Raw genomic sequence first — 21185 nt, 5'->3', positions numbered from 1 at the left:
CCGGTGGCCTGATCGGACCGCTGCATGCCGATGTTCATGTGAACGGCCTTGCGTTCTCGAGGGCTTGCTGCACCAATGACAACTGTCACTGACTGCCCATCAGCCCCTCCGTGGACGGATGTCGCGAGCAAGCAGTGGCAGTCGGCGACGCCATCCCGTGCCCCCCACACACGAAGGCGGGACCCCCCATGAAGCACGGCACACTCCGCACCGCCACCGTTCTCTCAGCCGCCCTGGCCGCCGGCACGCTCGCCGTGGCACCCGCGGCCCAGGCCGTCGAGCCGACGACGGCGACGCTCTCGTTCGACTGCGGTTCGTACGGTTCCGGCGAGGCGACCCTCACGGCCACCCAGGACGGCACGGCCGCGACGATCACCGTCTCCACCTCCGCCATCACCGCCCCCATCCCGATCTCCGCGAACTCCGTCAGGTCCACCCTCACCCTCACGAAGAACGGCTCCGGCACGGCGACGTTCACCGGCAACGCCAACCCCGCGATCCCGGCGGGCGGCCCGGTGTCCACCGGGCCGCTGAACGGGACCGTCGCCGCGGGCGACAGCCTTGAGGCGACGTCCCTCACGGTCGTGGTCCTCGGCATCACGGCGACCTGCAACGCGACGACTCCGCAGAACCCCGGTCCGTTCGTCTTCTGACGGCCGGCTCCTCCCGGGGCGGCGGCACCCATGGCACGGGTGGCGCCGCCCCACCCTTCTGACCTGGGGGAACATACCGAACAAACCGGTTGGTACACGGCCGAACTACTATGAACTGCGGACGTGCGGTCGCACATGCCACCAGGCAGAGGGAGGACCGACCCGTGACTGCTGAGGCTGTGACCAACGAGACCACCCAAGAGGCCCCGGGTGCGGCCCGTGGCCCCGGGGGCTCGGGCAGCCCCCGGTATCTGCCCCTGTCCGAGCACGGGCTCATCGGGGATCTGCGCAGCGCCGCGCTCGTGGGCACGAACGGCACGATCGACTGGTACTGCTGCGGCCGGTTCGACGCTCCCAGCGTCTTCGCCTCGATCCTGGACGCCGAGCGGGGAGGCTCATTCGAGCTCGCCCCGGACGTACCGACGCGCACGAAGCAGTTCTACTTCCCCGACACCAACGTGCTGATCACCCGCTTCTTCGCGGACGACGGCGTCGGCGAGGTCCAGGACTTCATGCCCATCGTCGACGACTCGCGCGAGGCCGGTCGGCACCGGCTGATCCGCCGGGTGATCTGCGTGCGCGGGTCGCTGCCGTTCCGCGCGGTCGTGGCGCCCCGCTTCGAGTACGGGTCCCAGCCGCACACCGTCCGTACCGAGCACGGCTATCCCGTCTTCGAGTCGCCCTCGTTCACCCTCGCGCTGACCTCCAGCGTTCCGGTCGAGAGCGACGGCCGGGACGTGTGGTCGCTGTTCAAGCTGCACGAGGGAGAGACCGCCGTCTTCGCGCTCGACCGGGTCGGCGGCGAGGTGCGGCCGCGGGCCTGTCCCGTCGCCGAGGCGGAGGATCACTTCGAGGCAACCGTTCGGTACTGGCGGCGGTGGCTGTCCCAGTGTCGCTATCGCGGACGCTGGCGCGAGATGGTGCACCGCTCCGCCCTGACGCTCAAGCTGCTCACCTACGCACCGACCGGCGCCATCGTGGCCGCACCGACGACGAGCCTGCCCGAGCAGGTCGGCGGCGAGCGGAACTGGGACTACCGGTACGTCTGGATCCGCGACGCGGCCTTCTGTGTCTACGCGTTGCTCCGGTTGGGCTTCACCGACGAGGCCAAGGCCTTCATGGGGTTCCTGACCGAGCACGTCTGCACCTCCTGCACCGGCTCGGGACCGCTGCAGATCATGTACGGCATCGACGGCCGCCGCCGGCTGCCCGAGCGCGAGCTGGCCCACCTCGAGGGCTATCTGGGTTCCGCCCCCGTACGCGTGGGCAACAGCGCCGTCGACCAGCTGCAGCTGGACATCTACGGCGCGCTCATCGACTCGATCTACCTCTACGACAAGTGGGGCGAGCCCATCTCCAGCGCGCACTGGGACACGGTCTGCGACCTGGTCGAGTGGGTGTGCGAGAACTGGGACCAGCCCGACGAGGGCGTCTGGGAGACCCGCGGCGGCCGCAAGAACTTCCTCTACTCCCGACTGATGTGCTGGGTGGCGATCGAACGGGCCATGCGGATGGCCCAGCACCGGGGGCTCCCCGCCGACATGGTGCGCTGGGCCAAGGTGCGCGACGAGATCTACCGGCAGATCATGCGCCGCGGCTGGTCGCCCGACCGGAAGGCGTTCGTCCAGTACGAGGGCGGCAACGTGCTCGACGCGTCCGTCCTGATGATGCCGATGACCAAGTTCATCTCCCCGACCGACCCGAAATGGCTCTCCACCCTGGACGCGCTCGGCGAGGAACTCGTCTCCGACTCGCTGGTCTACCGCTACGACCCCCAGGCCAGCCCGGACGGCCTGCGGGGCGAGGAGGGCACGTTCTCGATCTGCTCCTTCTGGTACGTCGAGGCGCTCGCCCGCGCCGGACGACGGGACGAGGCGCGCCTGGCGTTCGAGAAGATGCTCACGTACGGCAACCACCTCGGCCTGTACGCGGAGGAGATCGGCCGCACGGGCGAGCAGATCGGCAACTTCCCGCAGGCGTTCACCCACCTGGCCCTGATCAGCGCGGCGTTCAACCTGGACAAGGCGCTGGGGTGACGGGTGGGAGGCAGCAAGTGACGGGTGACGGTCCCGTCGACCGGCCCGCCTTCGCAACCACGCGGGCACGGTGGAGCTGCGACCGTGCCGATAGCCCGAGCTGTGGCCCCCGCGGAGGAAGCCGAGATCCAGCGCCGGATCATGCCGACCGGGGTGACCCGCGCCGGGAGCCCTCAGCCGCCCACGAGGGCGACGAGCTTGATGAAGACCAGGCCGGCATCGGCGGTGAGATCCACGTCTTCGTCGAGGTGCTCGACCTGGCGATCCCCGGCCAGCACGAAGAATCCGTTGGACAGGAAGGCGCGCTCGGCGATCGCGGCCTGGCGCTCCCAGTCGAGGCGCCGGGGCTCGCGGAGACGGTAGCCGTTCAGCTCCGCCTCGGCGTCGTCGGGGCGGACGAGGCCGTGGAAGCGATCGCTGGGGGATGCGTTGAACCGGGCGACCTCGTCGCGGACCCGGAGCCTGATCAGCTCCCGTACGGTCATCCGTTGCGGCAGCCCGGCGACCTTCCACTCGGCGACCGGCCTGCCCGTCGCGGTCTCGTCCCGGAACGTCACGGTGGCCATCAGGCACCTCGCTTGATCTGCGTGAGGATGGACTCGTCGGTGATCTCGGTGTCGGCGGCAAGCAGGAACGCCTTGCTGAGGATGAGTGAGAGCCGGTCGTCCTCGAAAGGCAGGAACACCCGGCCGTCCGCCCTGCCGCGCGACGGGACGATGCACAGGTAGGCGTCGTCCGGCTCCATCAGGATGTTGGCCGAGCCCAGATGGATCTTGTACGTGCGCAGTCCGCCCCGGACCACCAGGAAGCGGCCGTCGAGCGAGCACCGGTCGGCGATCTTCAGGCGCGGCAGGATCCGTACCAGCGCGTCGCGGCGCGCCTCGGCGCTCGCGGTCAGCTCGGCGAACCCGGCCCGCTCCCAGTAGGCGCGCTCGGGCCCCCGGTCGGTCCAGTCGGGATCGGCGGCGATCGACGTCACGCCGACGAAGAGGTCCACGTCCCGCATCGCCTCGCTGAACACCAGCGGGGGCACGTCGGCGAGCGGCGCCTCCCGCCGGACGCCGTCCACCCGGCGGGTGAAGCGCACCTGATCGGTCGCGGCCAGCAGGTCGTCGCCCGCCCGGTCCGCGAGGGCGTGGAAGAAGCGGATCCGCCACTCCCCCGCCGCCAGGGTCCGCTCGGCCACCGCGTCCTCGCCCCCGCCGTCCCAGGGGCCGAGGCGGTCGCTCGTCCACCCCCGGGCCCGGAACAGCGCGAACATCCTGTGGTAGTGGACGAGATGCGCGGCGAAGCGGTTGGAGTAGACGCGGGTCTCCTCCTCGGCCGGGGTGAGGAGGTAGATCTCGCGGAACGCCTGCTTGAACGGCTGCCGGACCCGGCGCTCGGTGAGCAGATCCCGCCAGGCCCGTACGGTGCCGGGGTCGGAGCGGATGGGGTGCCAGAGCCGTACGGAGGCGTCGTCGGGCGCGTCGGGAAGGTCCTCGGCCTCGGGCAGGACCGCTCGCCAGTCGCCGGGCGCGACCTCGATCTCCCAGATCAGCCGGCGCACGACGGCCCGGGCGAGCGGATGCCCGGCCAGCTCGGCGCGCCACCATCCGTAGGGATGGACGGCGTCGACGGTGAAGCCGCCCTCCAGCGCCCGTGCGAGGGTGCCGAGTTGGACGCCCACCCGCTTCACCAGGTCACGCAGCTCCCTGACCAGGGCGGCGTGGTCGCGGCGGACCGGCGCCGGGACGCTGCGCAGCGGGCGGCCGTCCTTCTCCCAGGTCAGCGTGACGGTCTCGGTGACCATGACGACGGCCTGGTAGTCGCCGGCCGTCCGGCGCAGGACGCCGCCCGCGGCGGAGCCGCTGATGGATGCAGTGTCGAACTCCAGCCTCGGCAGCCGTAGCGCCACGTCGGTCCGCTCGGCCAGGGCCGCCTCGACCTTCTTGAGCATCTTGTCGAGCTGCTTGGGCACCCCGGCGTGCCGGACAGTCCGGCGCACGGTGCGGATCGCGGTCACCAGCTCGGGTGTCGGGAAGTCCTGCGCGGCGCGGACCAGTTCGTACAGCAGCGCCTGCGACGGCACGGTTCTCGCGGTCGTCGGGGCGACCGCGATCCCGGGCAGCAGTCGGTCGAGCAACTCCGGCAGCCACGGCTCGTCGCGCAGCAGCGCCACCCGCGCGGCATGTCCGAGCGCAACGACCTCGCGGGCTGTGAACGCCTTGTCCGCGTGGTACGGGATCGCGCCCGCGTGGATCGCGTCGGCGCGGTCGGCAGCCGCTTCCAACGCGCGGCGGGCGTAGGTGGCGTAGGCAGGGATGTCGGCGAGCCTCCGCCACGCATCCGGGAGGGTCGGCGGTGAGGTGTACGAGTTGGCCCGTTCGATCTCGGACAGCAACGCCCCTTCGGCCGGAGTGAGGCCGGTGATGACGGTGATCTCGTCCAAGGAAATGGGCCCCTCGTTCCGGCCGAGGCGCTCCACGGCCGCTCGCAGCGTCTCGCCACCCGCGAGCCCCGCTATCGAGAGCAGCGCGTACGGCTGGCGCACATCGTCCTTCTTCAGCAGGAACTCGACCAGCGTGCGGGCGGGTTCGGACAGCTCGGGCCACGGCCCTGTGCACCGCACCAGCGCGCCCGCCCCCAGCGTGAGATCCGCCCAGTCGCGCGCCTCCCTCCGCGCGACGAGCGCCTCGAACATCCGGCGGCAGGCGTCGGGCGTATAGCGCGGCTGCCGCTCCTTGCCCGCCTCCTCGACCGCGAAGCGGACCCTCATCGTCGTGTGCGGGGCGGAACGGCCCACACGGTAGGCCGCCGGGAGAAGGTCGCCGAGTTCCTCGTCGGAGATCTGCGACAGATCGGGCCACCGTTCCCCGAGCTCGAAGTCCGGGTCGGTCAGCGCACGCATCAGCAGGGCTGCGGGGTCCATCAGGCACCTCGCTGCCGGCGCACGCGGTCGAGCGCGACGGACCTCATGCCGTCGAGCGAGTCGTTCCTACGGGATGCGGCCACCAGAGCGTCGTAGAACATGCGGGGATGGTGGCAGACCGGACTGACAAGCCGATCAACCGCAAGAATCCTCGCGACTGTTCACGCGCGACGCACAGTGGTCCCGGCCGGGATATTTCCCCTGGTCAGGACCACAGTGGCAGACGAGTCGGGCTGTACGCCGGGTTCTGTGCCCCGGGACCTCGCGGTCGTCGGGGCGACGGCCATCCATCTAGGACCGGTGTTGCCACCGGCCTCGTGCGGTCTACCCGCGGACTCGGGCGGGCAGCCCTCGATCGTCCGCGCAGGGACGTCCGAGGACGTCCCCTCTTGACCTTGCTCCGGGTGGGGTTTACCGAGCCGCCTGAGTCACCTCAGGCGCTGGTGGTCTCTTACACCACCGTTTCACCCTTACCGGGGACCGAGGTCCCCGGCGGTCTGTTTTCTGTGGCACTGTCCCGCGGGTCACCCCGGGTGGGCGTTACCCACCACCCTGCCCTGTGGAGCCCGGACGTTCCTCGGCGGAATCATGGATCCCGTCGCGGCCGTCCGCCCGGCTCGTCTGCCGTGACGACCATGCTACCCGGCGGGGCGGAGGCTGCGGCATGGCACTCATGTCGCGCTCCTTCCTCGGTCGCTCGCCGGACTGGGACATCGCTGCACCGGCCGTCCTTGAGATGGGGAGTATTTCCCTCGACCGTGGCACACGATCATGGAAGCCGGGGCGCTTCCGGCGCCGGAGCACGGCCTCGCTTGACCTTGCCGCAGCGTCAGGGTTTCTACTGGGGCCATGCGTATCGGAGAGATCGCCGCGATGGTCGGGGTCACCCCGCGGGCCATCAGGCATTACCACCACCTCGGGCTGCTGCCCGAACCCACCCGGCAGGCGAACGGCTACCGGGACTACTCGGTCCGGGACGCCGTGCTGCTCGCGCGGGTCCGGCGGCTGACCGAGCTGGGGCTCGGGCTCGACGAGGTGCGGGACGTGCTCGCCGACGACGCGGGGAGGGAGGTCGTGGAGGTGCTGGAGGAACTGGACCAGGACCTCGCGCGGCAGCAGGAACAGCTGGGCGAGCGCCGCCGGCGGCTCGGGGAGCTGCTGGCGCAGGCGCGGGACGGCCGGATGACGGCCGAGGGGCCGGTGTCGGACGAGCTGTCGGCGCTGTTCGGGACCCTCGCCGAGGCCACCGCCGGACGCCCCGAGTCCCCCATGGCCGCCAAGGACCGCGAACTGCTCGCCCTCCTGGACACCGTCGCGTCCGCCGAGGAGCGGGACCGGCTGCTCGGCGCGATGCGGCGGATGACCGAGACGCCGGGAGCCGCGGAGCGCGCGTACGAGGTGTACGGAATGCTCGACGCGCTCGCGGACGCGGCCCCGGACGACCCGCGGGTCGGCGAAGCCGCGCAGGCACTGGCCGACTGCATGCCCGACGAGGTCGCGGCGCACCTCGCGGACGCCGGTGCCGTGCCGGAGAGCGGGTTCCTCGACGCGTTCTACGCCGACTTCTCCCCCGCCCAGGCCGAGGCCGTACGCCGCTCGCTGCGCCTCGTCGTGGAGCGTGCCCGGTGAAGCGGCTGCTCAGGGGGGCGGCGTACGCCGCGCTGCCCGCCGAACTCGTCGTCGCCGTCTGCCTGTTGGCCGGGGTACGGATCTCCGGCCCCGTTCTCGCCGCCGCCGAGGCGGCCTCGCTGCTCCTGCCGGCGGCCGGAGCCGCCGTCTTCGTACGGCTGCGCCGGCAGGGCCGCAGCACCCGCGAAGCCGTGGGCGAGCTGGTGCCCGAGCCGGTGCTCCGGCTCACCGGGCACGAGCTGCGGATCATGTGGAGCGTCGTCCTGTGGGTGACGCGGCGCCGCGACGGCGTCGGCCCCGGCGACCAGGCCTTCGGGCACGCCCGTGACCGGGCCGCCCTCCTCCTCGGCTTCGGCTTCGTCTGTGTCGTCGAGAGCGTCGGGATGTCGTACCTGCTGAGTTCCTGGCCGATCGTGCACGCGATCGTGCTCGTCCTCGACGTGTACACCGTCCTCTTCGTGATCGGGGTGTACGCGGCCTCGGTCACCCGCCCGCACACGCTGTCCGCGGACACGCTGAGACTGCGCCAGGCGGCCCATGTCGACGTGCGCATACCGCTGGAGCGGATCGCCTCCGTCTCGTACGAGCTGCTCTTCACGCACGAGAAGAAGGAGGACGGCGTCCTCAATCTGGCCGTCGCCTCGCAGACCTCCCTCACCCTGGAACTGTCCGAGCCCGTCACCGCGGTAGGGCTGCTGGGGCGGGAGCGTCAGGTCCGTACGGTACGCCTGCACGCCGACGACTCCCGGGCCCTCCTGCACGCCCTCACGCAGGCGCGAACTGCACTTTCGCCGCCCCCGGGTCAGCCTGCATGAGCCGCACCCGCAGCGCCTCCCCGAGGGGGAGCTCGGCCCCGCCGCCCTCGACGGGGGCGACCACCGCCGGGTCCTGCAACTGGACGGTGCCGACGTCCGGTTCGTGGTCCTTCACATCGATCACGAACGCGTCGAAGAGCTCGCCGACCCGCCCGCTCAACAGGGCGGCCTCGACGATGTCCACGCATTCGCGCTCGACGATGTTGGCGCGCCGCGAGCCCTCGGCCATCTCCTTCGGCAGTACGTCGAGGGCATCCCGCACCCACGCGGGCGGCTCCTCGCCGGCCACGGCGGACAGGCACAGCTCGCCCGCGTACCGGTCGACGAGCCGGCGCAGCGGGGCGGTGCAGTGCGTGTACGCGTCGGCGACGGCGGCGTGGACGGCCGGGACGGGGAGCCGGCCGCCGCTGAACGCCGTGTAGCCCGCGCCGCGCAGCAGCGTCGTGCACTCCTGCAGGAAGGCGGCGTGCCGATGGTTCGAGGGGTCGAGGGAGCGGACGACCTCCGCGTACGAGACGTGGTGCGGCCAGTCGATGTGCAGGGCCTTGGCGGTGCGGCGCAGCCGGGCGACCGCGCCGTCAGGTGCGGTCGGCAGGGTACGCAGGATGCCGGTGCCTGCCTTGGTCATGAGGTGGGCCGCGGCCATGCCGGTGAGGAGCGAGATCTGGGCGTTCCAGCCGTCCGCGGGGAGGGGCGCACGGAACCGGAGTGCGTACGCATGGTCCTGCTCGACGATCTCCTGTTCGGGCACGTTGAGGGAGATCCCGCCCCGTTCGACCTCCAGCCGCTCCCGCAGCAGCCCGATGTCCTTGAGCAGTGCGAGCGGTTCCTCGGCGGTGCCGGTGTCGATCTGCCGCTGTGCCCCCTCGTAGTCGAGCCTGGCGCGGCTGCGTACGAGGGCACGGTGCACGTCGGTGGTGACGACCCTGCCGTCCGCGTCGAGGTCGATCGTCCAGAGCAGCGCCGGACGCGTCTGCTCCGGCAGCAGGCTCGCGGCGCCTTCGGAAAGGGCCGCGGGGTGCAGCGGAACCTTCTCGTCCGGGAAGTAGAGCGTCAGCGCCCGACGGTGCGCCTCGGCGTCCAGCGCGCCTCCGGGCCGTACGAACGCCGCGACGTCCGCGATCGCGTACCGGACCCGGAAGCCGCCGCCGCGGCGCTCCAGATGCATGGCCTGGTCCAGGTCGCCGGAGGCCGGCGGATCGATCGTGAAGAACGGGACGTCCGTCGCATCGCGGTCGGGAAGCCGGGGCTCGCGCGCCGCCTGCTCCGCCTCCGCGAGGACCTCGGGCGGAAAGCCGTCCGGCACGTCGAGCGTCGTGCGCAGCGCCCGCAGGGCGGCCCGCAGGGGAGCCTCGGCTGCGCAGATCACATGCATCTGACGGCGGGGCATGGACCGAGCGTATGGCCCCCGGACCGCCGCGGCGACCGGACGATCCGGGGGCTGCCGCCCCCGTGGCCCGCCGCGCCCGCGGCGTACGCCTGTGGGAGGCGGACCGCGCAGCGCCGGGCGGGGCGCGCCCCGCTCGTCGCCGCGGCGGGCGGTGGCACGGCCGGGGGATGCGTGGCCCGACTACGCTGGCGCGGGGGCCGCACCCCCTTCACGTACGTAGGTAGAGGAGAACCGCCGTGCTCGTGCTGTTGCCGCCGTCGGAGGGCAAGGCCGCTTCCGGCCGTGGGGCGCCGCTCAAGCCGGAGTCGCTGTCGTTGCCCGGGCTGGCCGGGGCGCGGGCCGCGGTGCTCGACGAGCTGGTCGAACTCTGCCTGGGGGACGAGGAGAAGGCCCGCGAGGTGCTCGGGCTGAGCGAGGGGCTGCGCGGCGAGATCGCGAAGAACGCGCAGCTGCTGACGGCCGGGGCGCGACCGGCCGGGGAGATCTACACGGGCGTTCTGTACGACGCGCTCGGCCTCGCCACGCTCGACGCGGCCGCCCGCAAGCGGGCCCGGCGTTCGCTGCTGGTCTTCTCCGGGCTGTGGGGCGCCGTCCGGGTGGACGACCGGATCCCGTCGTACCGCTGCTCGATGGGGGTGAAGCTGCCGGGGCTCGGGGCGCTGAGCGCGCACTGGCGGGCTCCGATGGCGTCCGCACTGCCCGAGGCCGCCGGGGACGGGCTCGTCCTGGACCTGCGGTCGTCGGCCTACGCGGCGGCGTGGCGGCCGAAGGGCGAGGTCGCGGGCCGTACGGCAACCGTGCGGGTACTGCACGCCCCGACCCGGAAGGTCGTCAGCCACTTCAACAAGGCGACGAAGGGGCGGATCGTGCGCAGCCTCCTGGAGGCGGGGGCGGCACCGAAGGGTCCGGGCGAGCTGGTGGAGGCCCTGCGGGACCTCGGCCACACGGTGGAGGTCGAGGCGCCGGGGAAGCCGGGGAAGGCGTGGTCGCTGGACGTGCTGGTGACCGAGATCCACTGAACGAAACGTGAGGTTGCATCCTCTGCAACGCCCGTTGCGCAGGGCGGTGAGGGCGGGCACGATGACCGCATGCCCTCCGTGCTCGGCCTCGCCCCCGTCGTCCCCGTCGTCGTCATCGACGATGCCGCCGACGCCGTACCGCTCGCCCGCGCCCTGGTCGCGGGCGGCCTGCCCGGGATCGAGGTGACCCTGCGCACCCCGGCCGCGCTCGACGCGGTCCGGGCGATCGCCGACGAGGTGCCCGACGCTGTGGTCGGCGCGGGCACGGTCATCTCGCCACGGGGCGTGGCGGACGCGGTGGCGGCCGGGGCGCGGTTCCTGGTGAGCCCCGGCTGGACCGACGCGCTGCTGGATGCGATGGCGTCCTCCGGCGTGCCGTTCCTGCCCGGCGTCTCGACCACCTCGGAGGTCGTCGCCCTGCTGGAGCGCGGGGTGAGCGAGATGAAGTTCTTCCCCGCGGAAGCGGCGGGCGGCACCCCGTACCTGAAGTCCCTCGCCGGCCCGCTCCCCCAGGCCCGGTTCTGCCCGACCGGCGGGATCTCGCTCGCCACGGCGCCGTCGTACCTCGCGCTGCCGAACGTCGGCTGCGTGGGCGGTACGTGGATGCTGCCGCCGGACGCGCTCGCGGCGCGGGACTGGGTGCGGGTCGAGTCCCTCGCGCGCGAGGCCGCGGCTCTGAGTCGAGCGCGGGGCTGAGCCGAAGCGGGGGGCCGAGCCGAGCCCGACGCCGAGTCGAGCGCGGCGCTCAGCCGAAGACCAGCTCCAGGTGGTCCGTCACCGGGCGGTACCCCAGGCGCTGGTAGAGCGCGCTGCTCGTGGGATTGGCCAGGTCCGTGAAGAGCAGCACCTCGCTCGCGCCGGAGCGCTGGGCGAGGCGGGTCGCAGCGACGGTGGCGGCGCCCGCGTAGCCGCGGCCGCGGAGCTCGGGCGGGGTGTAGACGGGGGCGATCCGGGCCTGCCCCGCGACCACCGGTGACACCCCGGCCATCGCGACGGGGCGTCCCCCCGCCTCCCAGAACAGCAACCGCCCGTCGCTGACGCGGGTCCTGGCGGCGTCCGTGAAGTCCGCCGCCTCTCCCCCGACGTCCACCTTGAACGCGCTCAGCCAGTCCGCGGCGAACGGGATCTCCTCGGCGGTCGCCGGGCGGGCGCGGCCCTCGGGGGCGGGGTGCTGCGGGGTGAGCTCGCCGAGCCGGAACAGGCGTGTCTCGTGGTCGACGCGGTAGCCCTCGCCGGCCCACTCCTGCGCGAACGCCCGCGCGCTCGCGCTCTCGCCGGTGACGCCGGGCAGGGGCTCGCCGCCACGGTCCCGGAGCGCCCGGAGCGCCCGGGCGAGCTCGCGGGCGGCCTCCTCGGGCATGACGCCCAGCTGGGGCGGCATCGGAGGCGTCTGCAGGTACGCGGCACCGACGGGCCCTTCGGTGGTCCTGCGCCACCAGCCGAAGCGCGCCGGAGCATCCTTCCCGTACACGAACGGGCCATGGCGGCGCACCATTTCACCTGATTTCTCTCAGGATGCCCCGGCCTTCAGGCCGGGGAGGAATGGGTCCTTGGAGCGGAGCCGCGAAGCGGCGGAGTTCCCTTCGTGCCTGTCGTGACCTGCGCTTTCGGCTGTTGTCAGTGGTGGCGGTTAGGTTGAAGGGGTGAAGGTCGTGGTGCAGGCGAAGCTGTTGCCGTCGCCCGAGGTGGCGGCGGCTTTGACGGCGACCCTGCGCGTGTGCAACCGGGCGGCTGATGCCGTATCGGTTTTGGCGTACGAGACGGGCATCACGTCCCGCAACGAGTTGCAAAGGCTGGTCTACGCCCGTCTCAAGGCGGAGTTCGGGCTTGCTGCCCAGCCTGCTGTACGGGTGGTGAAGAAGGTCGTGGACGCCTACGCCACGTTGCGTGCGAACATCCGGGCGGGGAACCTGGGTCCGGCCGCATCGAAGCGGCGCAGGCGTGCGGAGTCGAAGCCGGTCGTCTTCCGGCCTGATGCGGCCCAGCCGTATGACGACCGGATCCTGTCCTGGCAGCACGACGCGCAAACGGTGAGCGTCTGGACGGTGGCCGGGCGGATCAAGGGCGTCCGGTACTCCGGGCACCCCGACCAGTTGGCGATGCTCGAGAAATACCGCAAGGGCGAGTCGGATCTGGTGCACCGGGACGGTATGTGGTTCCTGGTCGCCACCTGCGACATCCCGGAAGCGCCGCTCAACACCGACCCGGTGGACTGGGTCGGCGTGGACCGGGGCATCGCCAACCTCGCCACCACGTCCGACGGGACCAACTACCAGGGCCGCCGCCTTGGCCGCTACCGGCGCTGGCACGCCCGCAAGCGAGCCGAGTTGCAGGCGAAGCAGACCTGCTCCGCCGCCAGGCGGGCCAAACGCCGGGCGAAGAAGGAAGCCCGGCACGCTACTCATGTCAATCACAGGATCAGTAAGGAGATCGTGGCCGTCGCACAACGCACCGGACGCGGAATCGCCCTCGAAGAGCTGGGTGGCATCCGTGACCGGGTACGGCCTTCTCGCGACCAGCGGGCCGCGCTCTCCTCCTGGCCGTTCCACCAGCTGGAAGAGCACATCCGGTACAAGGCCCGGCGGGCCGGGGTACCGGTAATCGCGGTGGACGCCCACTACACCTCGCAGATGTGCCCCAGATGCGGGCACACGGCGAGGAACAACCGTCCCACCCGGGACACCTTCTGCTGTCGTCGGTGCGGGCTCGCCGGCCCCGCCGACCACGTCGCCGGGGTCAACGTACGCAACCGCGCACGCTCGGCGTGGGTTCTCGTCAACGAACCCGTACCACAAAGGACCTGAACACCCCCTTTCGCTGGTAGATGCGACCCGTGACCGTCCTGCCGTAGGGGGCAGTCGGGAGCGCGACAAGGTGTGGACGACCCAGTCAACAAGCTCGGTCGTTTACGGCCGAGAAGTTGACTGACCGTCAGGAGGACCGTGTTGCGGCCGGGGTGGGCGAAGAGGTGCTCGTCGGCGGCGCAGCGGAAGGCTTCGACGTCGTGGGTGAAGTGCCAGGGCATGCACCGACGCTGCCACAGCGCGCGGGCTTGCCGCGCGGGGTTTGTTCGTACGGGTGCCACCCCGTACCCCGGGTGGGGCAGGGGCTGCCCCGTGCCGCGGGGGTGTCCGGCCGCTCAACTCGCCCTCAACTCGCCTACCGCATCACGGCCGACAGCTCCCGCTCGCTCCACGCGGTCTGAGCACGCACCCAGGCCAACTGTCGAAAACTGTCTTCACGTACTCAAGGCACCGAACAGCGACGGTTGATGAGGGAAAACCCGCTGTGGCTTGGGCGGTCGGCTCCACGGCTTCAGCCACCTCCCCGATCCTGAAACGGGTGTCGCGCACCCGTCCCGCAGCCGATTTCCAGCACCCGACGCGCGTTGAACTCCTGCACGACACCAATGCGCGGATCCAGATCGCTTCGGTCGGAATCGAGCGGATCGTAGATCTCGGCGGAGCGCGGAAGGGGTGCCCTCCCCAAACAGCGGGAGGGCACCCCAAGGACGGTCAGCGGTGGTCGTAGCGGTCGTGACCCCAGTGGTGACCGTGGTGCCGGTGGTGACCGTGGTGCCGCTGACCCCAGTGGTGACCGTGGTGCCGGTGGCCCCCGCGGTGGTGGCCCCAGCGGCCGTCGCGCTCGCCGCGCCCGTAGTCGTCACCGTGGTCGTGACCGTGGTCGTGACCACGGTCGTGCGTGGCGTGAGACACCACCGAAGGCGCAGAGGTGGCGGCGCTGGCACCAGTGGCGCCGCCCAACAGGACGGCGGCCGCGACGCCCAGCGCGGCGGCAAAACGGGAAACCCGCATTCCGTGCTCCTTTCACGGCAGGTGCCTGATGCGCCTGCCTGGGTCGGACTCGTCGATGCTTGCATCCGAAATGCACCATTAAGTCCAAATCTTCAACAAAGGCACCTCATGTAACGAAAAACCGTTGGGCCCGGAACCGGCTTCCGGCATGTCGGCGTCACGCGCGCACGCGTACTGGTGGCCCGCTCCATCCGCCCACCAGGGTGAACTTGCACCCCACGTTCTTGCCGAGCTCGCGCTCCCCTACCACCCACCTCTTCGCGACGACTCGTCCCGCAGCCCGGTCCGGCACATGCGGGTAGGCACCAGCGCCGTGGATCATCCGTGGGCAGGAAGCCGTCGAGTACGCAGAAGCAGCCCTGTGACCAGCAGCGACTCCGCAGGTCCAAAGGGCCTCCGGAGCCCTGTGCCTGCGGTAACGCGCATGGGACACACTCCTCTTCATGGAAGCTTCAGTGAACGAGCTCCGGCGGATCCGAACTGGGCCGGAGCGCGATGAGCAGGCGTTCGTGGTGCGAGTGCACTTCTCGGCCGATGACCCGGTCTCGGTGGTCGAGCGTGCTCGTGACGTGCTCGGGCGGGTGGTCGAGCACCTGGACCCATGGCCCGCCGAGGGAGCCTGGGCACAGCTGCTGCCGCCGTGGTTCATACAGGCATGCGCTCCCGAACGATCGGCCGATCCCTCTTGGGATGCCGCTGCTTGGCTGGCGAAGTGGCAAGCAATGACCCCGGCGGAGAAGATCTCCCACTCCCAAGGGCCCTGGACACTGTCGAACTGGCTCTACTACTTCGACCCCATTGACGGCGAAGGCGATGACCGCAGTTGGTGGTGGTGGGACGCCGGTAGTAGCGGGCCGGATACCGGCTGGTTCGATGTGGCCACAACCGGCTGGCCGTTTGGAACCGGCTCGTTGCACTGGCTGATCGAGGCGTCCGGAGGGACGATCTCCTGACAGAAAGTCGCCCACCTGGCCCGGCTTCAACGGGCTGGCCACTTCCACAACGGGCCGGTGCCGGTGGTCTACGGGTCCGGCCGACGCGGGCAGGGCGGTCGCAAAGCGGCGTCGAGCGTCCCGCACCGCCGCTCCGGGGCTCGTGTCCTGGACTGCGCTGCATCCGATATGCGGCTCCGCCGCGTGGTCACCGCGCTTCGCGCGAGTTGCGGGCGCTTTTACACGACCCCTACGCACCCCCGGGCGTGGTTGCCGGTGGGGGCTCGCCCCGGTGGGCATGGTTTTCCACCCCCCGACCTGCAGTCGGCGGGCGACCCGGGGCGGGGCCGTGCAGGGTCGCCCCCGCAGGAAATCGGGCGGTGGTACCGGACGACGCCGTACCCACCGATTTCCGAGGAGGCGAGCCCGGAGGGGCACCGCACCACCACCCACCCACAGCAGCCGCACCAAGCCCGTCCGGCGCTTGAGGACGGACACCCCGGACGCCCACCCGGCACCGGGCAACACCGCACCCCGCACCGGTGCCGGGCACACCGCACAGACCCCGCCCACCGCCGGAGGCGTCAGCGGAGGTGCGACGTGTCGTTCAGCAACCGCACCGACGCGTTGCCGTCCGCGTAATACGCAACCGCCGACAACGACGCCGCGGAGAGTTCCATGCGGAAGACGGCTTCCGGCGGGGCTCCCAGGGCCAGGCGGACCAGCATCTTGATGGGCGTGACGTGCGTGACCAGCAGGACCGTGCGGCCCCGGTACTCCGACGTCAGGCGGTCCCGGGTCGCCGAGACGCGCCGGGCGACCGACGCGAACGACTCGCCGCCCGTGGGCGCCGCCTTCGGGGACGCGAGCCAGGCGTCGAGGTCGTCCCCGTACCGCTCACGGACCTCCGCGAACGTCAGGCCCTCCCACGCGCCGAAGTCCGTCTCGCGCAGCCCGTCGTCGATCTGTACGTCGAGCCCGAGGCGCTTGCCCACGACCGCAGCCGTCTGCCGGCACCGCCGCAGCGGCGAGGAGACGATCTCCTGGATCGTGCCGCGGGCGGCCAGTGCCGTCGCGACCGCGTCCGCCTGCCGCTCACCGGCCGCGGAGAGCTCCGGGTCGGTGCCCCCGCTCCCCGAGAACCGCTTCTCCGGCGTCAGCGCCGTCTCGCCGTGCCGCAGCAGGACGAACGTGGCGGGCGCCCCGAGGTCGGCGGGCCCCCAGCCCACCGCTGGGGTGGCCGGGGCCGGAGCCGCGGCCGACACCGCCGCGCCCGACACCACCGCACCCGGCACGGCAGCGCCCGATACCGACGCACCCGACACCGCCGTACCCGCGAGCGCGGCCCGCGCCTTCGCCGCGCCCGCCGCCGCGTCGCCCACGACCCGCGCCGCCCGGGCGTCCTCGGCGAGGGCCGCCCGAGACGCGGACGGCTCCCACTGCCTGCCCCGCTTGCCCGCGTCCATCGCCTCGTTGGCGAGCCGGTCCGCGTGCTTGTTCTTCTCGCGCGGGATCCACTCGTAGCGGACCTGCCCCAGCGGGAAGATCCGCGCCGCCTCCGCCGCGAGCGGCTTCATGTCGGGGTGCTTGATCTTCCAGCGGCCCGACATCTGCTCGACGACGAGCTTGGAGTCCATGCGGACGCGGATCGACGCGTCCGGGGCGAGCTCCTTCGCCGCCTTCAGGCCGGCGACCAGACCGCGGTACTCGGCGACGTTGTTCGTCGCGATGCCGATGTACTCGGCGCGCTCGGCGAGCGGCTCCCCCGTCGTCGGGTCGAGCACGACCGCGCCGTAACCGGCCGGGCCCGGGTTGCCCCGGGAGCCGCCGTCGGCCTCGACGATCAGCTCCTGCAGTTGCTGCATTACAGGCCCGACTCCGAGGTACGGACCAGGATGCGGCGGCAGTTCTCGCACCGTACGACCGTGTCGGCCGCGGCCGCCCGCACCTCGTTCAGCTCGGTGATGTTGAGCTCGATGTGGCAGCCCTCGCAACGGCGCTGGTACAGGCGCGCCGCACCCACGCCGCCCTGCTGCTCGCGCAGCTTCTCGTACAGCTTGAGGAGATCAGCGGGGATGCTGCCGGCGACGACTTCGCGCTCCTTGGCGACGGTCGCGGACTCGCCGTCGAGCTCCTCGAACGCCGCGTCCCGGCGGGCCGTCGCGTCGTCGGCCTTCGCCTGGACGGAGGCGACGCGGTCGGTCAGCTCGGTGACACGTTCCTGCGCGGACTCGCGACGCTCCATGACCTCCAGGACGACGTCCTCGAGGTCGCCCTGCCGCTTGGCCAGCGACACGATCTCCTTCTGGAGGTTCTCCAGATCCTTGGGGGACGTGACCGCGCCCGAGTCGAGACGCTGCTGGTCACGGGCGGAGCGCTGGCGCACCTGGTCGACGTCCTGCTCGGCCTTGGTCTGCTCGCGGGCGCAGTCGCTCTCCTCCGTCTGCGCGGCGACGAGCAGGTCGCGCAGCTGCGTGAGGTCCTTGTTCAGCGACTCGATCTCGGCGTGCTCGGGGAGTGACTTGCGCTTGTGGGCAATCTGCGACAGGCGTACGTCGAGGGCCTGGACGTCGAGGAGTCTGATCTGGTCGGCGGGCGCGGCGTTCAGTTGGGGGCTCCAGAGGTGTGGTGGGAGGACCAGGGGTCGGTGACCGTCTTCGAGACATGGACCCGCAGGTCCCAGCCGTGGCGGTCGGAAATCTCGTCGAGCTGGGCGGCGGCCTGCTCGCACCAGGGCCATTCGGTGGCCCAGTGGGCGGCGTCGACCAGACCGAGGGGTGAGTGCTGGGTGGCCTCGGACACCGGGTGGTGCCGCAGGTCGGCGGTGAGGTACGCGTCGACGCCCGCGGCCCGTACGGCGTCGAAGAGGCTGTCGCCCGAGCCGCCGCTGACGGCGACGCGACGGACGATCGCGTCGAGGTCGCCGGCGACCCGGATGCCCTGCGCGGTGACGGGCAGCCGTTTCGCGGCGCGGGCCGCGAACTCGCGCAGCGTCTCGGGGTGGTCGAGCTCGCAGATCCGCCCGAGCCCGTTCTCGGGTACGAGGGGGCCGGTGACGCGCAGGTCGAGGGCGCCGGCGAGGGCGTCGGAGACGCCCGGGTCGGCGGTGTCGGCGTTGGTGTGCGCGACGTGCAGAGCGATGTCGTGCTTGATGAGCTTGTGCACGACCCGGCCCTTGAAGTGGGAGGCGGCGACCGTCGTCGTACCGCGCAGATAGAGCGGGTGGTGGGTGACGATCAGCTCCGCGCCGAGGCCGATCGCCTCGTCGGCGATCTCCTGGACGGGATCGACGGCGAAGAGGACGCGCGTGATGCCGGCGTCGGGGTCTCCGCAGACCGTGCCGACGGCGTCCCACTCCTCGGCCCGCTCGGGGGGCCATAGGGCGTCGAGCGCGGCGATGACTTCAGAGAGACGGGGCACGAAGCAAAGGCTACCTGGGCTGCCCCTGCGCCTGAACCGGCGCTCGCTCCCGCGGAGGGGGCCGGTCGCCGTCGGGGTTGCTCGATCGATGGTTGCGGTGGTCTTCGTTCCAGGACCGGCTTGAGGACCGGGAGAGCCCCGGCGCCGCTCACCGGCACCGGCACCGGCACCGGCACCTACTTGACCAGGTGGCCGCGCAGGTCGTCGAGGACCTTGTCGGCGGCGGTGACGCCGAGGCCGAGGTACCAGGTCTCGTCCGGAACGTCCTTGGCCTGGCCCGCCTTGACCGCCTTCAGGTTCTTCCCCAGCGGGTTGGACTGCGCGGTGTCGCGCTTGGTCTTCGCCGGGCGGCGGCGCGCAGCTGGCTGCCGAGGATGAGGTCGGGCTCGAGCTGGGCGATCGCCTAGAGACTGAGGTTGTTGATCATGCCGACGCTCTTGGGGCTGCCGGCCTCCTTCTTCAGGTACGACGGGATGCCGTCGTCGCCCTCCGACGGGGCGTAGCCGACGGGCTGTACGCCGAGCGAGGCAACGTTGTCGAGTTCCCCCACGTCGAGGACGACGACGCGCTTGGCCACGGCGGCGTAGCGACATGGGTGCTCCTGCTGGAGCGGGGGTGCGACAGGGTTTGCTTAGGTGTGCCTTACCTTAACGGGGGCCCCGTAGAGCACAGCCGCCCCCTCACCCACAGGCGAACCGGCGCACGGCCACCCTTATGTGTGAAGTGAGCTGTCTTGCGTTGTTCGGCTGGAAGTACGAAAACTAGCTTCGATGGCCGGAGGTGAACAGCCGATGACAGCGTGTGCCATCGAGGAGACCGCGGCCGGGGACGACGGAGCCGAACGGCGTACGGACGCGGCTGAGGGTACGGGCGCCGGCCTCGGCGCCGGTACCGGTGACGGGTTCACGATCAGCGCGGACGGCTGCTACGCGGCGCGTCTCGCGGGCACGGGAGACGCGCGCTTCGCCGAGCGGTGGACGCTCGACGGGCCCGAGCCTTACGCCGTTCCGCTGCCGCTGGACCAGCCGGAGGAGCCCGACGCCGAGGTGGCGCCGATGGCCGACGGGCGGGTGCTGATCCGGCGCCGGGTGGCGGGCCTGCAGACGTTCTCGCTGCTCTATCCGACCGGACCGGGCACGGGCCAACTGCCCCTCGGTGCCGTCGAGTCCACCACACTGACCCTGCTCCCGCCGTCCCCGAACGGCACCTGTGTGTACGCGCTGGTGCCCGGCGAGCGTTCGACCGCGGTGTGGCTGGTCGCGGGCGGGGCGTTCGGGCCCGAGCGGGTCGCCCAGGTGCCCGGCCGCTGCTCGGGTGGGGTGTGGCTGGACCGTACGGGCCGGATGCTCGCCCTGGACCGGGAGACGGACGGGATCACGAAGGCGATCGCGGTCGATCTGGAGCGGGGCGGCGAGGTGACGCCGCTGCTCCAGATCACCGAGGACAGCAACGACCGGCTGCTGCTCGCGGACGCCGAGAGCGGCCTGCTGCTGATCCGCTCGGACGCGGCGGGGCACGACCGGCTGGGGTGGGGCGTGCTGGGGAGCCTGCGGCCGGTGCGGTTCCCGGAGTGCCTGCGGCTTGCCGACGCGGCGGTGACGCCGTTCGCGATCCAGCCCGGGCAGATGCTGATGCCGGAGAACTGTTCGGTGGCGCTGCGGATCGACGCGGCGGCGGGCAGCTGGGTGGGGGTGTGGCGCCCGTCGGAGCGCCGGATGCACCAACTCGCCGCCCCTGAAGGATGGTTGACGGGGGCCGGGCTGTGGACGCGGGAGGGGGCGCTGCGGCTGCCGTACGCGACGGGGGCGGTGCCGTGCGGGGTGGCCCGGGTGGAGATCCCGGATGACGCGTTCCTCCCTGATCCGGTCACCGTGATCACCGAATCGGCACAAGCGGAATCCGCAGGTGGGGAACCGTGCGAGGGCCGTGGGGGTCCTTCCGTGTGCAGGCCCGTGCCGTTGCAGCAGGCGCCCCTCATCGGGCGAGTGACACCTGGTTAGACTTCCCGGCGGGGGGCTACACAGCCGCACCGTCCGGATGCCGACGGTGACGTGTCGTGACGTGACCGGCTCCCTTGCGACCTGAAATCAGCGATCACAACGGGGTGAACTTCCCACATGTCTGAAGCCCGAACCAACACGACCGAGGCGCGTCCGCAGGGGGCGGGCGCGATCCAGGCCGCAGGCGGCGGCTCCGGAAAGCACCGGGGCGGTGCGGCGTCGAGGGAGGACTCGACGGCACCGTCCCACGGCCGCCACCGCCGCCCGGGCGGCACGCAGTAGCTCCGCGGGGGTGGGTGCGGGTTTCGGGTGCGCCTGCGGCGGGCCTTTCCCACCCCGCCCCTTCGCGAACCGGGGGCCGGCCCCCAGGCCCCCGGGATGCGACCCGTACCGTCCGGTCGGCCCGCGTGTCCGTCCTCGAACGCCGGACGGGCTCACAATGAGCCCGCCGCAGGCGCCCACGGCCTAGCTGTATTGACCCGCAGCGTTGTTGACGCGGCTGATCGGAGGTTGCCCTCCGATTGCGGTGTGGCAGCGGTGGTGGTTGTAGGTGTGGAGGAAGTCT

General features: G+C 71.7%; 18 protein-coding genes, 1 other RNA gene and 3 pseudogenes. 10 read left to right on the top strand and 12 right to left on the bottom strand.

The window, feature by feature from the left end; all coding sequences use genetic code 11:
• Positions 1–188: 188 nt before the first annotated feature.
• Together ACWCXB_RS21505 and ACWCXB_RS21500 are read left to right on the top strand one after the other, a co-directional pair.
• On the top strand, positions 189–653 hold the full coding sequence (locus tag ACWCXB_RS21505) for a hypothetical protein (protein WP_450725054.1): 465 nt from the start codon (positions 189–191) through the stop codon (positions 651–653).
• A gap of 251 nt (positions 654–904) precedes the next feature.
• Positions 905–2689, top strand: coding sequence for a glycoside hydrolase family 15 protein (locus tag ACWCXB_RS21500; protein WP_450725161.1), 1785 nt, complete (start codon positions 905–907; stop codon positions 2687–2689).
• A 173-nt stretch (positions 2690–2862) separates the two neighbouring features.
• Here the strand turns inward: ACWCXB_RS21500 and ACWCXB_RS21495 are convergent, their stop codons facing one another.
• The 3 genes from ACWCXB_RS21495 to rnpB all read right to left on the bottom strand — a co-directional run bounded on the left by ACWCXB_RS21495 (position 2863) and on the right by rnpB (position 6220).
• A complete protein-coding gene (locus ACWCXB_RS21495) occupies positions 2863–3255 on the bottom strand; it encodes a hypothetical protein (RefSeq protein ID WP_450725053.1) in 393 nt (130 codons plus the stop codon).
• Entirely contained in the window at positions 3255–5600 is a 2346-nt protein-coding gene (locus tag ACWCXB_RS21490) for a DUF4132 domain-containing protein (RefSeq protein ID WP_450725052.1), read from the bottom strand. The genes ACWCXB_RS21495 and ACWCXB_RS21490 overlap by 1 nt, the downstream gene beginning before the upstream one ends.
• A 220-nt stretch (positions 5601–5820) precedes the next feature.
• Positions 5821–6220, bottom strand: an RNA gene (gene rnpB, locus ACWCXB_RS21485) — RNase P RNA component class A.
• Positions 6221–6449: 229 nt separating this feature from the next.
• Between rnpB and ACWCXB_RS21480 the strand changes: the two genes are divergently transcribed.
• Entirely contained in the window at positions 6450–7229 is a 780-nt protein-coding gene (locus ACWCXB_RS21480) for a MerR family transcriptional regulator (RefSeq protein WP_450725051.1), read from the top strand.
• A complete protein-coding gene (locus ACWCXB_RS21475) occupies positions 7226–8044 on the top strand; it encodes a hypothetical protein (protein WP_450725050.1) in 819 nt (272 codons plus the stop codon). Before ACWCXB_RS21480 ends, ACWCXB_RS21475 begins: the two co-directional genes overlap by 4 nt.
• Here ACWCXB_RS21475 and ACWCXB_RS21470 read toward each other — a convergent pair.
• The gene (locus tag ACWCXB_RS21470; RefSeq protein ID WP_450725049.1) at positions 7995–9434 is read right to left on the bottom strand and encodes an RNB domain-containing ribonuclease; all 1440 of its coding nucleotides are present in this window, start codon (positions 9432–9434) and stop codon (positions 7995–7997) included. The two genes, ACWCXB_RS21475 and ACWCXB_RS21470, sit on opposite strands and share 50 nt — an antisense overlap.
• Positions 9435–9670: 236 nt before the next feature.
• Here ACWCXB_RS21470 and yaaA point away from each other — a divergent pair, with 236 nt between their 5' ends.
• Together yaaA and eda are read left to right on the top strand one after the other, a co-directional pair.
• Positions 9671–10453: a peroxide stress protein YaaA gene (gene yaaA, locus ACWCXB_RS21465; protein WP_450725048.1), complete on the top strand. Its 783-nt coding sequence runs from the start codon at positions 9671–9673 to the stop codon at positions 10451–10453.
• A 69-nt stretch (positions 10454–10522) separates the two neighbouring features.
• Entirely contained in the window at positions 10523–11149 is a 627-nt protein-coding gene (gene eda, locus ACWCXB_RS21460; RefSeq protein WP_450725047.1) for a bifunctional 4-hydroxy-2-oxoglutarate aldolase/2-dehydro-3-deoxy-phosphogluconate aldolase, read from the top strand.
• Between the two features lie 49 nt (positions 11150–11198).
• Here eda and ACWCXB_RS21455 read toward each other — a convergent pair whose 3' ends face one another.
• Positions 11199–11948, bottom strand: a complete 750-nt coding sequence (locus ACWCXB_RS21455; RefSeq protein ID WP_450725046.1) for a GNAT family N-acetyltransferase — start codon at positions 11946–11948, stop codon at positions 11199–11201.
• A gap of 148 nt (positions 11949–12096) precedes the next feature.
• Here ACWCXB_RS21455 and ACWCXB_RS21450 point away from each other — a divergent pair, with 148 nt between their 5' ends.
• The gene (locus ACWCXB_RS21450; RefSeq protein ID WP_450725045.1) at positions 12097–13257 is read left to right on the top strand and encodes an RNA-guided endonuclease InsQ/TnpB family protein; all 1161 of its coding nucleotides are present in this window, start codon (positions 12097–12099) and stop codon (positions 13255–13257) included.
• A 547-nt stretch (positions 13258–13804) separates the two neighbouring features.
• Here ACWCXB_RS21450 and ACWCXB_RS21445 read toward each other — a convergent pair.
• Together ACWCXB_RS21445 and ACWCXB_RS21440 are read right to left on the bottom strand one after the other, a co-directional pair.
• Positions 13805–13957, bottom strand: a pseudogene (locus tag ACWCXB_RS21445) (SAM-dependent methyltransferase); the annotation flags it as partial.
• Positions 13958–13968: 11 nt separating this feature from the next.
• Positions 13969–14268, bottom strand: coding sequence for a hypothetical protein (locus ACWCXB_RS21440; RefSeq protein ID WP_450725044.1), 300 nt, complete (start codon positions 14266–14268; stop codon positions 13969–13971).
• A gap of 443 nt (positions 14269–14711) precedes the next feature.
• Here ACWCXB_RS21440 and ACWCXB_RS21435 point away from each other — a divergent pair, with 443 nt between their 5' ends.
• Positions 14712–15221 carry a hypothetical protein gene (locus tag ACWCXB_RS21435; protein ID WP_450725043.1) on the top strand — a complete coding sequence of 170 codons (510 nt, stop codon included), beginning with the start codon at positions 14712–14714 and terminating at the stop codon, positions 15219–15221.
• Between the two features lie 563 nt (positions 15222–15784).
• Here the strand turns inward: ACWCXB_RS21435 and ACWCXB_RS21430 are convergent.
• The 4 genes and pseudogenes from ACWCXB_RS21430 to ACWCXB_RS21415 form a co-directional block, all read right to left on the bottom strand.
• Positions 15785–17065: a bifunctional RNase H/acid phosphatase gene (locus tag ACWCXB_RS21430; protein ID WP_450725042.1), complete on the bottom strand. Its 1281-nt coding sequence runs from the start codon at positions 17063–17065 to the stop codon at positions 15785–15787.
• Positions 17065–17808: a zinc ribbon domain-containing protein gene (locus ACWCXB_RS21425; protein ID WP_450725160.1), complete on the bottom strand. Its 744-nt coding sequence runs from the start codon at positions 17806–17808 to the stop codon at positions 17065–17067. Before ACWCXB_RS21425 ends, ACWCXB_RS21430 begins: the two co-directional genes overlap by 1 nt.
• Positions 17805–18620, bottom strand: coding sequence for a Nif3-like dinuclear metal center hexameric protein (locus ACWCXB_RS21420; protein WP_450725041.1), 816 nt, complete (start codon positions 18618–18620; stop codon positions 17805–17807). The genes ACWCXB_RS21425 and ACWCXB_RS21420 overlap by 4 nt, the downstream gene beginning before the upstream one ends.
• A gap of 176 nt (positions 18621–18796) precedes the next feature.
• A pseudogene (locus ACWCXB_RS21415) lies at positions 18797–19200 on the bottom strand (hypothetical protein); the annotation flags it as partial.
• Positions 19201–19411: 211 nt separating this feature from the next.
• Between ACWCXB_RS21415 and ACWCXB_RS21410 the strand changes: the two are divergent.
• Both ACWCXB_RS21410 and ACWCXB_RS21405 read left to right on the top strand, forming a co-directional pair.
• Positions 19412–20620, top strand: coding sequence for a hypothetical protein (locus ACWCXB_RS21410; RefSeq protein ID WP_450725040.1), 1209 nt, complete (start codon positions 19412–19414; stop codon positions 20618–20620).
• Between the two features lie 117 nt (positions 20621–20737).
• On the top strand, positions 20738–20902 hold the full coding sequence (locus ACWCXB_RS21405) for a hypothetical protein (protein ID WP_450725039.1): 165 nt from the start codon (positions 20738–20740) through the stop codon (positions 20900–20902).
• A 183-nt stretch (positions 20903–21085) separates the two neighbouring features.
• Here ACWCXB_RS21405 and ACWCXB_RS21400 read toward each other — a convergent pair.
• Positions 21086–21185: pseudogene (locus ACWCXB_RS21400) on the bottom strand (IS481 family transposase); the annotation flags it as partial.

The sequence above is a fragment of the Streptomyces sp. NPDC001514 genome (genome assembly GCF_053597075.1).
Note: the sequence above shows the minus strand (reverse complement) of the source record. Positions and strands in the feature narration are given on the sequence as shown.